This window comes from Pseudomonas sp. MOIL14HWK12:I2, from assembly GCF_000510745.1.
GTDB classification, from domain to species: Bacteria; Pseudomonadota; Gammaproteobacteria; order Pseudomonadales; family Pseudomonadaceae; genus Chryseomonas; species Chryseomonas oryzihabitans.
On sequence record NZ_AZOA01000008.1, the window covers coordinates 223,375 to 239,021 of the forward strand.

The 15,647-nt window shown below is 64.7% G+C and carries 11 protein-coding genes; 7 read left to right on the top strand and 4 right to left on the bottom strand.

Annotation, left to right across the window (positions count from 1 at the left end):
• Positions 1 to 4 precede the first annotated feature (4 nt).
• Entirely contained in the window at positions 5 to 1,519 is a 1,515-nt protein-coding gene (locus PSK12I2_RS0106195) for a CoA-acylating methylmalonate-semialdehyde dehydrogenase (RefSeq protein WP_027597701.1), read from the bottom strand.
• Positions 1,516 to 3,249: an AMP-binding protein gene (locus PSK12I2_RS0106200; protein ID WP_027597702.1), complete on the bottom strand. Its 1,734-nt coding sequence runs from the start codon at positions 3,247 to 3,249 to the stop codon at positions 1,516 to 1,518. Before PSK12I2_RS0106200 ends, PSK12I2_RS0106195 begins: the two co-directional genes overlap by 4 nt.
• 208 nt (positions 3,250 to 3,457) lie before the next feature.
• Between PSK12I2_RS0106200 and PSK12I2_RS23745 the strand changes: the two genes are divergently transcribed.
• A complete protein-coding gene (locus PSK12I2_RS23745) occupies positions 3,458 to 4,414 on the top strand; it encodes a LysR family transcriptional regulator (RefSeq protein ID WP_037007546.1) in 957 nt (318 codons plus the stop codon).
• A 98-nt stretch (positions 4,415 to 4,512) separates the two neighbouring features.
• Positions 4,513 to 4,959, top strand: a complete 447-nt coding sequence (locus PSK12I2_RS0106210) for a hypothetical protein (protein ID WP_169742432.1) — start codon at positions 4,513 to 4,515, stop codon at positions 4,957 to 4,959.
• Between the two features lie 17 nt (positions 4,960 to 4,976).
• Here PSK12I2_RS0106210 and PSK12I2_RS0106215 read toward each other — a convergent pair whose 3' ends face one another.
• Together PSK12I2_RS0106215 and PSK12I2_RS0106220 are read right to left on the bottom strand one after the other, a co-directional pair.
• Positions 4,977 to 5,927 carry a 2-hydroxyacid dehydrogenase gene (locus PSK12I2_RS0106215; RefSeq protein ID WP_007162219.1) on the bottom strand — a complete coding sequence of 317 codons (951 nt, stop codon included), beginning with the start codon at positions 5,925 to 5,927 and terminating at the stop codon, positions 4,977 to 4,979.
• A gap of 54 nt (positions 5,928 to 5,981) precedes the next feature.
• Positions 5,982 to 7,289, bottom strand: a complete 1,308-nt coding sequence (locus tag PSK12I2_RS0106220; protein WP_007162220.1) for an Nramp family divalent metal transporter — start codon at positions 7,287 to 7,289, stop codon at positions 5,982 to 5,984.
• 279 nt (positions 7,290 to 7,568) lie between these two features.
• On the opposite strand from PSK12I2_RS0106220, the gene tig reads away from it, so the two are divergent.
• The 5 genes from tig to PSK12I2_RS0106245 all read left to right on the top strand — a co-directional run bounded on the left by tig (position 7,569) and on the right by PSK12I2_RS0106245 (position 15,556).
• Complete coding sequence (gene tig, locus PSK12I2_RS0106225) at positions 7,569 to 8,879, top strand: trigger factor (RefSeq protein WP_007162221.1); 1,311 nt, start codon at positions 7,569 to 7,571, stop codon at positions 8,877 to 8,879.
• Positions 8,880 to 8,969: 90 nt separating this feature from the next.
• Positions 8,970 to 9,611, top strand: a complete 642-nt coding sequence (gene clpP, locus PSK12I2_RS0106230; protein WP_007162222.1) for an ATP-dependent Clp endopeptidase proteolytic subunit ClpP — start codon at positions 8,970 to 8,972, stop codon at positions 9,609 to 9,611.
• Positions 9,612 to 9,721: 110 nt separating this feature from the next.
• A complete protein-coding gene (gene clpX / locus PSK12I2_RS0106235; RefSeq protein WP_007162223.1) occupies positions 9,722 to 11,002 on the top strand; it encodes an ATP-dependent Clp protease ATP-binding subunit ClpX in 1,281 nt (426 codons plus the stop codon).
• 126 nt (positions 11,003 to 11,128) lie between these two features.
• Positions 11,129 to 13,525 (top strand): endopeptidase La, encoded by a 2,397-nt coding sequence (lon, locus tag PSK12I2_RS0106240; RefSeq protein ID WP_027597703.1) that lies wholly within the window; start codon positions 11,129 to 11,131, stop codon positions 13,523 to 13,525.
• Between the two features lie 174 nt (positions 13,526 to 13,699).
• Positions 13,700 to 15,556: a SurA N-terminal domain-containing protein gene (locus PSK12I2_RS0106245; protein WP_027597704.1), complete on the top strand. Its 1,857-nt coding sequence runs from the start codon at positions 13,700 to 13,702 to the stop codon at positions 15,554 to 15,556.
• Positions 15,557 to 15,647 lie beyond the last annotated feature (91 nt).

The window sequence follows — 15,647 nt, forward strand, 5'->3', positions numbered from 1 at the left end:
TCCCTTACTTGAGGGTGATGGTGGTGTTGACGACCCCGGCGCTGCCGACGTCCTGCTCGTCGGGCCAGCGCGTGGTGATGGTCTTGGTCTGGGTATAGAAGAGCACCGCCTGCTTGCCATAGGGCCCCAGGTCGCCCAGCTTGGAGGCGCGCGAACCGCTGAAGGAGAACAGCGGCACCGGCACCGGGATGGGCACGTTGATGCCGACCTGGCCGACGTCGATGTCTTCCTGGAAGCGCCGCGCCGCGGCGCCGGAGCGGGTGAAAAGGGCGACGCCGTTGCCATTGGGGTTGGCGTTGATCAGGGCGATGGCCTCGTCGAGGGTGGCCGCGTGCATCACGCATAGCACCGGTCCGAACAGCTCTTCGCGATACAGGGTCATGTCGGTGGTCACCCCGGAGAACAGCGTCGGGCCGACGAAGTTGCCCTTCTCGTAGCGCTCGACCTGGATGTTGCGACCGTCCAGCTCCAGGGTCGCGCCTTCGCTCACGCCGCGCTCGATCAGGCCGCTGACCCGGTCCAGCGCCTGGCAGGAGATCAGCGGGCCGACGTCGGTGCCGTGCTCGTGACCCGCACCCACCTTGAGGCTGCGCGCCTTGGCCACCAGGTCCGGCACCCAGCTGTTGGCTTCGCCTACCAGCACCACCACCGAGACCGCCATGCAGCGCTGACCGGCCGCGCCGAAGGCGGCGCCCACCAGGTTGGCCAGCGTCTGCTCGCGGGGCGCGTCGGGCATCACCACCGCGTGATTCTTGGCTCCCATCATGCACTGGACGCGCTTGCCGGCTTCGCTGGCGCGGCGATAGACGTGGGTGCCCACGCGCGTGGAGCCGACAAAGGACAGCGCCTTGATGTCCGGATGATCGCAGAGGGCGTCCACCACCGCCGGTCCGCCATGGACCACGTTGAGCACCCCGGGCGGCACCCCGGCTTCCAGCGCCAATTCGGCCAGGCGCATGGTCACCAGCGGATCCTGCTCCGACGGCTTGAGGACAAAGGTGTTGCCGCAGGCAATGGCCATGGGAAACATCCACAGCGGAATCATCGCCGGGAAGTTGAAGGGGGTGATGCCGGCGCACACGCCCAGGGGTTGCAGCAGGGTGTAGGTGTCCACCCCGCTGGCGACATTGTTGGCCAGCTCGCCCAGCTGCAGGTTGCCGATGGCCGCGGCGTGCTCCACCACCTCCAGGCCGCGGAAGACATCGCCCTCGGCGTCGGCCAGGGTCTTGCCCTGTTCGGCGGTGAGCAGCGCGGCCAGTTCGCTCATGTGCTCGCGGATCAGCTGCTGATAGCGCAGGAAGATGCGCGCCCGGGCGCCGATGGGCGTCTTGCGCCAGGTGGCGAAGGCCGCCTTGGCACTGGCGACGGCGCGCTGCACCTCCTCGGCGGTGGCGAAGGGCACCCGCGCCAGCACCTCCTGGGTCGCAGGATTGATCACCTCGCGGCTTTCGCGGCTGGTGGAGGAGACGAACTGGCCGTCGATCAGCAGCGGCACGTCTTTGATGGCGGTCTGGGTCATGACAGGGATTCCTGAGCGGTGGCCGGGGTGGCCGGGGCAGGTTGGGCGGCGAAGTCTTCTTCGGCGTAGTCGTGGAGGTCGGCGCTGCCGCCGGCGCGGCGCTGGGCCTCGCCGAGGCGCAATTCGATGCGGCGGATCTTGCCGGACAGCGTCTTGGGCAATTCGCTGACGAATTGCAGGCGGCGTACCCGCTTGTAGGGCGACAGGCAGCCGCGGGCGAAGCCGAGCAGCTCCTGCGCGAGTTCAGGCGAAGGCGCGTGGCCGGCGGCCAGGATGACGAAGGCCTTGGGCACATTCAGGCGCAGGGGGTCGGGGCTGGGCACCACCGCCACCTCCATCACCGCCGGGTGCTCGATCAGGGCGCTCTCCAGTTCGAAGGGGCTGATGCGGTAGTCCGCCGACTTGAAGACGTCATCGGCGCGGCCGACGAAGGTGATGTAGCCCTCGACGTCACGCACCGCGGTATCGCCGGTGCGGTAATGGCCGTCGCGCATCACCTCGGCGGTCTTTTCCGGGCTGTCTTCGTAGCCCAGCATCAGCCCGGCCGGCCGTGGCTGCAGGGCCAGGGCCACCTCGCCGTCGTCGCCCGGCCGGCCATCGGCATCTAGTAGCGCGATGTGACACCCGGGCAGCGGGCGCCCCATGGAGCCCGGCTTGAGCGGCTGTCCGGGGGTGTTGCCCACCAAGGCGGTGGTTTCCGACTGGCCGAACCCATCTCTCAGGGTCAGCCCCCAGGCCGCCTGCAGACTGTCGATGATCTCGGGATTGAGCGGTTCGCCCGCGCCGACCAGCTCGCGGAGCTGCAGGCGCTCGCGATAGGCGGCGAGATCCTCCTGGATCAGCATCCGCCACACCGTGGGCGGCGCGCAGAGGCTGGTGACCGGATAGCGCGCCAGCACCTCCAGCAGCGCCTGGGGCTTGAAGCGCGGCACGTCATGGATGAACACGCAGGCGCCGGCGTTCCAGGGCGCGAAGACGCAACTCCAGGCATGCTTGGCCCAACCGGGGGACGAGATGTTGAGGTGCACATCGCCCGGTTGCAGACCGATCCAATACAGGGTGGACAGGTGCCCGACCGGATAGCTGCTGTGACTGTGCAGCACCAGCTTGGGCCGCGAGGTGGTCCCCGAGGTGAAGTAGAGCAGCAGCGGATCCGTGGCGAGGGTCGGGCCATCCGGCAGGAAGTCGCTGGCACAGGCGGCCGGCGCATAGGACTGCCAGCCGGGCACCGGCGCCCCGACGCAGATGCGGGTGAGGCCGGCATCCAGACTGGCGCAACGCTCCGTGTGCGCACTGCCCACCACCAGGTGGGCGATGCGCCCGCGCTGCACCCGATCCTGCAGATCGGCGTCGCTGAGCAGAGTGGTGGCGGGCACCACCACGGCGCCCAGCTTGAAGGCGCCAAGCAGCGTCTCCCACAGCGCCACCTCGTTGCCCAGCATCACCAGGATGCGTTCGCCGCGGCGCACACCCTGGGCGCGCAGGAAATTGGCGGTGCGATTCGACGCCTGGCGCAACTCGGCGAAGCTGTAGCGCTCTTCCCGGCCCTCGGCGTCGAGGCGCCACAGCGCCGGACCGGCATGCTCCTCGGCCAGGCGATCGAAATGGTCCAGCGCCCAGTTGAACTGTTCCAGTTGCGGCCAGCGGAAATCGCGGACGGCGGTGGCGTAGTCGGTGCGATGGCGCAGTAGGAAGTCCCGCGCTTCGCGAAAGGCGTCGCCGGCCGTCATGGGCGATACCCCGCGGCCTGCAGGGGCGGGAGGGAAGGGCAGCGTCCGGCCTGGCGCCGGGATGGGGCGTAAGGGTGGGTCATGGTGGCCTGCTCGTTATTGTTGTTGGCTAGCAGAGGTTCGCGCCATCACCGCTCGTGACGCGACCTGGTAAGCAGTATAGTTCCGGCAAAAGTCTCCTGGCTTCCGACAAAAACGCCCGACCGATATGCAAAAATCCAATAACCCGGCTGCGCGTCTCGACTGGGACGACCTCAGATTCTTTCTCGAAGTGGCGCGCACCCAGAAGGCCAGTGCGGCCGCCCGGCGGCTGGGGGTCGACTACACCACCGTGTCGCGGCGGATCGCCGCCCTGGAAAAAGCGCTGGGCGCGCTGCTGTTCGAGAAGTCGCGCAGCACCGGCTTCAGCCTCACCATGGAAGGCCAGCGCCTGCTGGTGCACGCGGAAACCCTGGAGAGCACCCTGCAGACCGCCTGCGAGCAGATCTCCGATACTCGGCTGGCGCCTTCCGGCCAGGTGCGCATCGGCGCCACCGAAGGCTTCGGCAGCTACTTCGTCGCGCCCCAGTTGAGCTTCTTCCAGGATCGCTACCCGGGCATCACCCTGGAGGTGCTGCCGGTGCCGCACTTCGTCAACCTGTCGCGCCGCGAAGCCGACATCGCCATCACCCTGGAGCGGCCCGAGCGGGGGCCCTATGTCTGCCGCAAGCTCTGCGATTACCGCCTGCGGCTCTATGCCGCCGCCGACTACCTGGCCAGCCATCCACCCATCGTGCAACTGGCCGATCTGCAGCGCCACAGATTCATCACCTATGTCGACGATCTCGCCTTCAGCCCCGAGCTGCTCTATCTGGAGCGGATCCTGCCCGAGGCCAGCAGCGGCCTGCGCAGCACCAGCGTGATCGCCCAGTACCGGGCGGCCCTGTGCGGGCACGCCCTGGCCATCCTGCCGTGCTTTGTCGCCGAGCCCGATCCGCGGCTGGTGGCGCTGCTGCCGGAGCAGATCCAGATCACCCGGCAATTCTGGCTCTATTACCGCGAAGACCTGCGTCGCCTGCGGCGCATCACCCTGGTGACCGACTACCTGCGCGCCTGCACCGACGCCAATCGCGACTTCCTGCTGGGTGAAACCCGCACGCCAGTGCTGGGCTGGCCGACGCCCTGAGGCCCGTCGCCGATCGGTGCGGCACCCCGGGACCCGGCTGGGGTCTCAGAGCTGTCGGTCGTCCGTCGACGGCCTCCAGTGAACAGATGGGAACGGCAATGGAACGATATCAGGCATTGAGTCAGGCGCTGAGCAAGGCGGCCGAGCGGGAAGAAGCCTATTGGCAGGGACTGGAGCGCCGCCTGCATGAATTGCCGGACTGCTTCACCCGCTACCTGGGCCTCACCCCGGCCGATCAGGTGGATGCCGGGCTGGGCCTGGAAAAGCGCGTGGATGGCAATATCGTGCGCGAACTGGAGGTCTATGCCCGCTATGACCTCACGGTGATCGTCGATGACCTCGCCGGCACGCCCCAGACCTTCGCCATCGGCCTGTCCTTCTTCTATACCAACGACCACTTCGTGCTCAAGGAGCGCGAGGGCGAATTCTCCGTCGCCCTCGAACCCCAGGACGATCCCGACCGCTTCTGGGCCGAAGGCTGCCGCGAGATCTACGACTCCCTGGCGCGCCGCATCCGCGGCAAGACCCTGCCGGCCATCGAGTAGCCCGTAGGCGCCTGCCGTTAGACCGGCGTGACCAGGCGTCCCTCGGCGAAATAGCGCTCCACGTTGGCCAGCACCAGGTCGGCCATGGCCTGGCGGGTCTCGTGGGTGCCGCTGCCGAGGTGCGGGGTGAGCACCACGTTGTCCAGCGCCAGCAGTGCCGCGGGCACCTCGGGCTCCTCGGCGAAGACATCCAGGCCGGCGCCACCCAGGCTGCCGGCCTGCAAGGCGGCCACCAGGGCGAGCTCGTCGACCACGCTGCCGCGGGCGATATTGATGAGATAGCCGTGCGGTCCCAGGGCGGCGAGGATCCGGGCGTCGACCAGCTTGTCGGTGGCCGGTCCGCCGGGCAGCGACAGGACGAGGAAATCCGCCGCCTCCGCCAAGTCTTCCAGCTCGGCGTGATAACGATAGGGGACGTCCGGCTGCGGTTGGCGTCCGTGATAGGCCACCTCCATGCCGAAAGCTTCTGCCCGCCGGGCGATGCTCTTGCCGATGTTGCCCAGGCCGACGATGCCGCAGGTCTTGCCGGCCAGGCGCGAGGTCAACGGAAACTTGCCCTGCCGCCAATCGCCGCGGCGCACGAAACGATCCGCGGCGCTGATGCCCCGTGCCACGTCGATCAGCAGGGCGAAGGCGGTATCGGCGACGCAGTCGTCCAGCACGCCAGGCGTGTTGCTCACCACCACGCCTAGATCCCGTGCCGCGGCGATGTCGATGCTGTCGTAGCCCACCCCGAAGCTGAACACCGCCTGCAGGCCGGGCAGGGCGCTCATCAACTCGCGTGTCGCACCGTGCACGCCGGAGGTGACCAGGGCCACCACGTCCCGCCCACGCGCGGCGAGCAGGGCGGCCTGATCGGGTGCTTCCCAGAGCCGCAGCACCTCATGGCGTGAATTCAGGGCGTCCTGCAGGGCAGGCAACAGCGGACCTACCTGCAGCAGCAGCGGACGTTCGTTCTGTTCAGGCATCTCTAGACTCCTTGAAGAGGCAGGGGCGGCGAATCCACCCCCGAAGGGGAGGACCTAGCCCAGCAGCTGCAGGCCGAGCTGGATCGCGACCCAGATCGCCAGCAGGGTGGCGAAGCCCAGCGCCAGGTTCTCGAACCAGTTGTTGCGGTACTTGTCGCCCAGCAGCGACTTCTGGTTGGACATGATCAGCAGCCCCAGGGAGATCACTGGCAGGCCGACGATGTTGAGGGCATTCACGCCGATGGTCAGGGTCACGAAGTCGGGCATGCCCGGCAGCGACCACACCAGCGGCGTCACCAGGATGAAGAGCAGGAACCACTTGTGCGCCGGGTCCTTGTGAAAGGTCTTGCCATAGCGTTCGCGGCGTTCCGGACGGATGTGCTGCAGGGCGTCGGTGATCAGCATGGGAAAGGCGGTGGTCTTGCCCACCACGCTGGCGAACAGGGTGGCGAAGACCCCGGTGAAGAAGATCAGCCAGCCGCCGGCGCCAAAGAACAGCTCCAGGGCCGCGCCCAGGTCACTCAGGGTGTTCACCTGCAACCCATTGGGTCTGAGGATCTCCACCCCGACCACCCAGATCGCCAGGTTGATGACGATGCCGACCACCACCGCGAAGAGCAGGTCGTTGCGCTGGATGCGCTTGTGTTCCGGGCCGGTCCAGCCCTTTTCCTTCATCACATAGGGATGCACGAAGTTGGCGATGGAGCCGGCCACGGCGCCGATCACCGACACGGCCACCAGCAGGGCGCCGTGCACGCCTTCGTCCGGCGGGATGCTGAAGCCGATGGTGCCGCGCAGGATGCCGCCCAAATCCGGACCCGACATCACCGCCAGGGTGATGAAGGCCAGCGTCATGACCGCCAGCAGCAGTTTCATCACGCCCTCGATCAGCGCGTAGAAATTGCGGCCCACCAGCAGCCAGACCGCGATCACCACCGCCGCCGAGCAGAGCAGCGGCTGGTCGAGGTGGAGCAGGGTGGCCAGGGCTTCGCCCGCGCCCTTGAGCATATAGGCATTGGTCAGGTGCCCCATGATCAGCGCATAGCCGAGCATGAACCAGGCGAACGCCGGGTGCAGCTGGGCATAGCCTTCCAGGATCGACATGCCGCGGTTATTGCACAGCTGGAAGCGGGCAATGATGTTGACGATGAGAAAGCGCAGCAGCAGGGACACCGCCAGCACCCACATCATGGCGTAGCCGTAGTTGGCGCCCGCCACCGAGGAGGTGATGAGGTCCCCGGCGCCCAGCCAGGACAGCACCGCGATGATGCCGGGGCCCAGCAGCTTCGCCAGGCGGCGCAGGCCGGAGCCTTGCGCCTTGTTCAGGGTTACGGATTTTTCGACGGAACCGGATCGCTCCATGGGGGCGGCTCTCCTAACGATTGTTGTTGTTGTGAATGGGCCGCAGGCGGCCTTTTCGTTAGCTTGCCCTCTGGGTTTAGCACTACATACGACGTCGTACAACGTTAAGCGGACGACAAAATGTTGCCTTCCTCGGGCTCGGCCGGGCTCGCTTCGGTGGCACCCGTACGCACCGCTGGATCAAGCCAGGTGACTTCGCCTGAGACTGTCTCTAGAATGGTCGCCCTTGATTCTGGGGGGTCGGAGTGCCGGCCTGTTCTTGTGCCACGAGGAATATCCATGCAAGTTTCCGTTGAAAACACCTCTGCTCTCGAGCGTCGCATGACCATTGGCGTGCCGGCCGAGCGTATTGAAACCGAAGTGAACAAGCGTCTGCAGCAGACTGCACGGCGTGCCAAGGTTCCCGGTTTCCGCCCGGGCAAGGTACCCATGAGCGTCATCCGCCAGCGCTACGAAGCCTCGGCTCGTCAGGAAGCCTTGGGTGATCTCATTCAGGAAACCTTCTACGAAGCCGTTGTCGAGCAGAAGCTCAACCCGGCCGGCGCACCCGCCGTCGAACCCAAGGTGTTCGAAAAGGGCAAGGACCTGGAATACGTCGCCACCTTCGAAGTCTTCCCCGAGTTCGAAGTGAAGGGCCTGGACGGCATCGAGATCGAGCGTCAGGACGCAAGCGTCGAAGACGCCGACATCGACAAGATGCTCGACGTGCTGCGCAAGCAGGGCACCCGCTACGAAGCCGTTGACCGCGCTGCCGCCAACGACGACCAGGTCACCATCGACTTCGTCGGCACCCAGGACGGCGAAGCCTTCGCTGGCGGTTCCGCCGAAGGCACCAAGCTGGTGCTGGGTTCGGGCCGCATGATCCCCGGTTTCGAAGACGGTCTGGTCGGCGCCAAGGCCGGTGACGAGCGCGTGCTCGACCTGACCTTCCCCGAGGACTACCAGAACCTGGATCTGGCCGGCAAGGCCGCCCAGTTCAAGGTCACCGTCAAGGAAGTGGCCGCGCCCGAGCTGCCCGAGCTGAACGAAGCCTTCTTCAAGCAGTTCGGTGTGGAAGAGACCACCGTCGAAGGTTTCCGCGCCGAAGTACGCAAAAACATGGAGCGCGAGCTGCGCCAGGCCCTCAAGACCAAGGTCAAGAACCAGGTCATGGACGGTCTGCTGGCTGCCAACCAGATCGACGTCCCGGCTGCCCTGATCAGCAACGAAGTGGATCGTCTGCGCGTCCAGGCCGTCCAGCAGTTCGGCGGCAACATCCAGCCCGAGCAGCTGCCGGCCGAGCTGTTCAGCGAGCAGGCCAAGCGCCGCGTGCTGCTGGGTCTGATCATCGCCGAGATGGTCAAGCAGTTCGAGCTCAAGCCCGATGACGCCCGCGTTCGCGAGCTGATCGAAGAGATGGCGGCGGCCTACCAGGAGCCCGAGCAGGTAGTGAAGTGGTACTACCAGAACGAGCAGCAGCTGAACGAAGTGCGTTCGGTTGTACTGGAAGAACAAGTCGTGGATACTGTCCTCAAGCAGGCAAAAGTCACCGACAAGCAGGTCTCCTACGAGGACGCGGTCAAACCGGCCGAGGCTCCGCAAGCAGCCTGATCTGCCTCCAGTTGCTAGTTCACCTAAGCCAGCCTCGTGCTGGCTTATGTGTTTTTGACAGGTCATCCAGATAGGGAGCTAGTGCAGGACATGTCCCGCAATTCATACATGCAATCCATGCCCGATATTCAAGCCGCTGGCGGTCTGGTACCCATGGTGGTGGAGCAATCCGCCCGGGGCGAGCGCGCTTACGACATCTACTCCCGGCTGCTCAAGGAGCGGGTCATCTTCCTGGTCGGCCAGGTCGAGGACTACATGGCCAACCTGGTCGTCGCCCAGCTGCTGTTCCTGGAAGCGGAGAATCCTGACAAGGACATCCACCTCTATATCAACAGCCCGGGTGGTTCGGTGACCGCCGGCATGTCGATCTACGACACCATGCAGTTCATCAAGCCCGACGTTTCCACCATCTGCATTGGCCAGGCCTGCAGCATGGGCGCCCTGCTGCTGGCAGGCGGCGCCGCCGAGAAGCGTTTCTGCCTGCCGCACTCGCGGATGATGATTCACCAGCCCCTGGGCGGTTTCCAGGGTCAGGCTTCGGACATCGAAATTCACGCCCGTGAAATTCTGACCATCCGCGAGCGTCTGAATAAGGTGCTGGCGCATCACACCGGTCAGCCGATGGACGTGATCGCCCGCGATACCGACCGTGACAACTTCATGAGTGGCCCCGAAGCCGTCGCCTACGGCCTGATCGACAAGGTCCTCGAGAAGCGCAACATCCCCGCCTGACCCCGCCTCGACCACCTGCCCAGGCGCCGGTCGTTTGGGCAGGTAGGCTTGAAAAACCGTGCAATAGGCTCCATCTTGTTGATGTAAGCACATTCCATTGGATCGATCGAATGACAGATACGCGCAATAGCGACGATAACGGCAAGCTGCTTTACTGCTCCTTCTGCGGCAAGAGTCAGCACGAAGTACGTAAATTGATCGCTGGACCCTCCGTCTTCATCTGCGACGAATGCGTCGACCTGTGCAATGACATCATCCGCGAGGAAGTCCAGGAAGCTCAGGCCGAAAGCAATGCGCACAAGCTGCCAGCGCCGAAGGAAATCAGCGCCATCCTCGACCAGTATGTCATTGGTCAGCAGCGTGCCAAGCGGGTCCTCGCCGTTGCCGTCTACAACCATTACAAGCGTCTGAATCAGCGCGAGAAGAAAGACGACGTCGAACTGGGCAAAAGCAACATCCTGCTCATCGGTCCGACCGGTTCGGGCAAGACCCTGCTGGCGGAAACGCTGGCGCGCCTGCTCAACGTACCTTTCACCATCGCCGATGCCACCACTCTGACCGAAGCCGGTTACGTGGGTGAAGACGTCGAGAACATCATTCAGAAGCTCTTGCAGAAGTGCGATTACGATGTGGAAAAGGCCCAGATGGGCATCGTCTATATCGACGAGATCGACAAGATCTCGCGCAAGTCCGACAACCCCTCCATCACCCGTGACGTCTCGGGCGAGGGCGTGCAGCAGGCGCTGCTGAAGCTGATCGAAGGTACCGTGGCGTCGGTTCCGCCCCAGGGTGGCCGCAAGCATCCCCAGCAGGAATTCCTGCAGGTCGATACGCGCAACATCCTGTTCATCTGTGGCGGCGCCTTCGCCGGCCTGGAAAAGGTCATCCAGAACCGTTCCACCAAGGGCGGCGGCATCGGCTTCAATGCCGAGGTGCGCAGCCAGGAACTGGGCAAGAAGATCGGCGAATCCCTGCGTGACGCCGAGCCCGAGGATCTGGTCAAGTTCGGTCTGATCCCCGAGTTCGTCGGTCGTCTGCCGGTCATCGCGACCCTGGACGAGCTGGATGAACCTGCACTCATGCAGATCCTGACCGAGCCGAAGAACGCCCTGACCAAGCAGTACGCCAAGCTGTTCGAGATGGAAGACGTGGATCTGGAATTCCGTCCCGACGCGCTCAAGGCGGTTGCCCGCAAGGCGCTGGAGCGCAAGACCGGTGCCCGGGGCCTGAGATCCATCCTCGAAGGCATCCTGCTCGAGACCATGTACGAGATTCCTTCGCAGAAGGAAGTCAGCAAGGTGGTCATCGACGAGAGCGTCATCGACGGGAGTTCCCAGCCGCTGCTCATCTACGAGAACAGCGAGCCCGCCAAGGCGGCGCCAGACGCGTGACAAAAGGGGCTTCGGCCCCTTTTTCATTTCAGCGACGGTTGTATTTTGCGGCGCCCAACCTCATGTTAGAGAAAACCGAGGCCTTAACCGCATCTGCGGCCGATTATTTGCCGAGACCCGTATCCCATGACTACGACGATAGAACTTCCCCTGCTGCCCCTACGTGACGTAGTGGTCTATCCCCACATGGTCATCCCATTGTTCGTCGGAAGGGAAAAGTCCGTCGAGGCCCTCGAGGCCGCCATGGCTGGCGACAAGCAGATCCTGCTGGTCGCGCAGAAGAATCCCGGCGACGACGATCCCGCCGCGGATGACATGTATCACATGGGTACGGTCGCCACCGTTCTCCAGCTGCTCAAGTTGCCCGACGGCACCGTCAAGGTCCTGGTCGAGGGCGAGCAGCGTGGCCGTATCGAGTCCTTCGTCGAGAACCAGGCCTATGCCCGTGCCCTGGTCACCCTGATCGAGGACAGCGAAGCCCCGGATCGCGAATCCGAGGTGTTCTCGCGCAGCCTGATGAGCCAGTTCGAGCAATACGTGCAACTCGGCAAGAAGGTCCCCGCCGAGGTGCTGTCTTCCCTCAACAGCATCGAAGACCCCAGCCGCCTGGTCGATACCATGGCCGCGCACATGGCGCTGAAGATCGAGCAGAAGCAGGAGATCCTCGAGATCACCGAGCTGGGAGCCCGCGTCGAGCACGTGCTGGCCATGCTGGATGCGGAAATCGACCTGCTGCAGGTGGAAAAGCGCATCCGTGGCCGCGTCAAGAAGCAGATGGAGCGCAGCCAGCGCGAGTACTACCTCAACGAACAGATGAAGGCCATCCAGAAGGAACTGGGCGACATCGATGAAGGGCACAACGAGGTCGACGACCTCAAGCGTCGCATCGAGGCCGCCGGTCTGCCCAAGGATGCCCTCGCCAAGGCCAATGCCGAGCTGAACAAGCTCAAGCAGATGTCGCCCATGTCGGCCGAAGCCACCGTGGTGCGCTCCTACATCGACTGGCTGGTGAACGTGCCGTGGCAAGCCGAGAGCAAGGTCCGTCTGGACCTGGGCCGCGCCGAGGAAGTCCTCGACAAGGACCACTACGGTCTCGAGGAAGTGAAAGAGCGCATTCTCGAATACCTCGCCGTGCAGAAGCGCGTGAAGAAGGTGCGGGGCCCGGTGCTGTGCCTGGTCGGTCCGCCCGGCGTGGGCAAGACCTCGCTGGCCGAGTCCATCGCCCGCTCCACCGGTCGCAAGTTCGTGCGCATGGCCCTGGGTGGCGTGCGTGACGAAGCCGAGATCCGTGGTCACCGCCGCACCTACATCGGCTCCATGCCGGGTCGTCTGATCCAGAAGATGACCAAGGTCGGGGTGCGCAACCCGCTGTTCCTGCTCGATGAAATCGACAAGATGGGCAACGACATGCGTGGCGATCCCGCCTCCGCATTGCTCGAGGTCCTGGATCCGGAACAGAACCACACCTTCAACGACCATTACCTCGAGGTGGACTACGACCTCTCCGACGTGATGTTCGTCTGCACCGCCAACTCCATGAACATTCCGGCGCCGCTGCTGGACCGCATGGAAGTCATTCGGTTGCCCGGCTACACCGAAGACGAGAAGGTCAACATCGCCACCCGCTACCTGATTCCCAAGCAGGTCAAGGCCAACGGCCTGAAGAAGGGCGAGGTGGAATTCGATGAAGCCGCCCTGCGCGACATCATCCGCTACTACACCCGTGAAGCGGGCGTGCGCAGTCTGGAGCGTCAGGTGGCCAAGGTCTGCCGCAAGGTGGTCAAGCAGCACGCCCTGAGCAAGGAGCGTACCGCCAGCGTCACCGTGGACACCCTGGAGCACTGGCTGGGCGTCCGCAAGTTCCGCTACGGTCTGGCCGAGCAGCAGGATCAGATCGGTCAGGTCACCGGCCTGGCCTGGACCCAGGTGGGCGGTGAACTGCTGACCATCGAGTCCGCCGTGGTCCCCGGCAAGGGTCAGATGATCAAGACCGGTTCGCTGGGCGACGTGATGGCCGAGTCCATCACCGCGGCCCTGACCGTGGTCCGTAGCCGTGGTCGCAGCCTGGGTATCCCCAGGGACTTCCACGAGAAGCACGACATCCATATCCACGTTCCCGAAGGCGCCACGCCCAAGGACGGTCCGAGTGCCGGTATCGGCATGTGCACGGCGCTGGTGTCGGCGGCCACCCGCATTCCGGTACGCGCCGACGTGGCCATGACCGGCGAGATCACCCTGCGTGGTCAGGTGCTGGCCATCGGCGGCCTCAAGGAAAAGCTGCTCGCAGCCCACCGCGGCGGCATCCGTACCGTGATCATTCCGGAAGAAAACGTCCGGGATCTGCGGGACATTCCGGACAACATCAAGGCCGACTTGCAGATCAAGCCGGTCAAATGGATTGACGAGGTCTTGGAGGTTGCGCTGCAATACACGCCGGAGCCGCTTCCGGACGATGGTCCGGAGCTCGTCAGCAAGGACGAGAAGCGGGATCAGGAAGGCAAGGAGCGCGTCAGTACCCACTGACGGCGCCCCTGGGCTTGATGGGCGGGCCCCCAGCTGAAGCTGCTGGTGTTCCGCCGTCCTGCTGGATGCAAGGTCCTTGATCGACGAAAAGGCGCATCTCGAGATGCGCCTTTTCGCTATTTGCTATTCGACGATTTCGCCATGGCCGGTCCGGCCACAGCTCGTGGGGGGAACATGCTACAAAACATCAGGGACCGTTCGCAGGGATGGATTGCCAAAGTCATCATCGGATTCATCATCCTGCTGATGGCACTGACCGGCTTCGAAGCGATCATCCGCGCCACGGGTCACCAGGGCGCCGTCGCGCTGGTCAATGGCGACGAGATCAAGCAGACGGAGCTGGCGCAGGCCGTGGAAATGCAGCGTCGCCAGCTGCAGCAGCAACTGGGGCAGGGGTTCGATCCGTCCACCTTGGATGACCGTCTGCTGCGCGAATCCGCGCTCAAGGCACTGATCGACAAGCAACTGCTGCTGCAGAGCGCCAAGGCCGATCGCTTCGCCTTCTCCGAGCAGGCACTGGATCAGCTGATCCTCAATACCCCCGAATTCCAGACCGAAGGGCGTTTCGATCCGCAGCGCTTCGATCAGGCCGTTCGCCAGATGAACTACAACCGCCTGCAATTCCGCGATCTCCTGCGCGACGAGATGCTGATCGGTCAGCTGCGCGCCGGCATCGTCGGCAGCAACTTCGTCACCGATGCCGATATCGAGGCCTTTGCGGCCCTCGAACGGCAGACCCGTGACTTCGCCCTGCGTACCGTCAAGGCCTCGCCGGCCGGCATCACGCCGACCCAGGACGAGATCCAGGCCTACTACGACAGCCACAAGAACGCCTTCATGACCCCCGAGCAGGTGGTCATCGAGTACGTCGAGCTGAAGAAGGATGCCTTCCTGGCCAAGGCCAAGGTCGACGAAAGCCGCCTGCAGGCCGCCTACAAATCCGAGATCGCCAATCTGTCGGAGCAGCGTGACGCCGCCCATATCCTCATCGAGGTCAATGACAAGCAGAACGACGAGCAGGCCAAGGCTAAGATCCAGCAGATCCAGGAACGCCTGAAGAAGGGCGAGGACTTCGCCAAGCTGGCCAAGGAGTTCTCCCAGGACCCGGGCTCGGCGGCCAATGGCGGTGACCTCGGCTTTGCCGGTCGCGGCGTCTATGATCCGGCCTTCGAAGAGGCGCTCTATGCGCTGGCACCGCAGCAGGTGTCGGCTCCGGTGCGCACCAGCTTTGGCTGGCACCTGATCAAGCTGCAGGGCGTACAGGCACCGGAAGTGCCCACCCTGGCCAGCGTCCGGCCGCGTCTGGAACAGCAGCTCAAGGCGGAAGACGCCGATCGCCTGTTCGTGGAAGCGGGCCGCAAGCTGGAAAGCTCCGCCTATGAGTCCTCCGACCTGGGCCAGCCGGCCCAGGAGCTGGGCCTGCAGGTCAAGACCAGCGCGCCCTTCGGTCGTGAAGGCGGCGAGGGGTTGACCGCCAACCGCCAGGTGATCGAGGCGGCCTTCAGCGAAGACGTCCTGCGCAACGGGGCCAACAGCACCGCGCTGCAACTGGATCCGGAGACCCTGGTGGTGATTCGTGACAAGGAGCACCGTACGCCGCAGCTGCAACCTCTGGATGCGGTCAGAAATGAGATCGTGACCCGCCTGACCCAGGAAAAGGCCGCAGCCGTGGCCAAGCAGACGGGTGAGCAGCAGCTCAAGACCCTGCGCGACGGCGGCAAGGCCGTGGCGGGCGACTGGCGTACCGTCGAAGCCGCCACCCGCAACCAGGAGGGTATCGATCCTCAGGTGTTGCAGGCGGCCTTCCGCATGGCCAAGCCGGAAGGCGACAAGCCGTCCTATGCCGGTGTCAGCCTGCAGAACGGTGACTTCGTCCTGATCCGGCTGCAGGGTGTCGGGGTGCCCAAGGAAGCCCTGAGTGCCGAGGACAAGGCGTTGTATCGTCGCTACCTCGCCTCGCGCGCCGGCCAGGTCGATTTCGCTGCCTACCGTCGGGCCCTGGATGCCAAGGCCGAGATCAAGCATCTCTGATACGAAAAAAGCCCGGGAAACCGGGCTTTTTCTTGGGCGGTGGTAACGCGGTCCAGGCCTCTCCGGTGGCGCCCTCAGGGGAGGGCGGGGC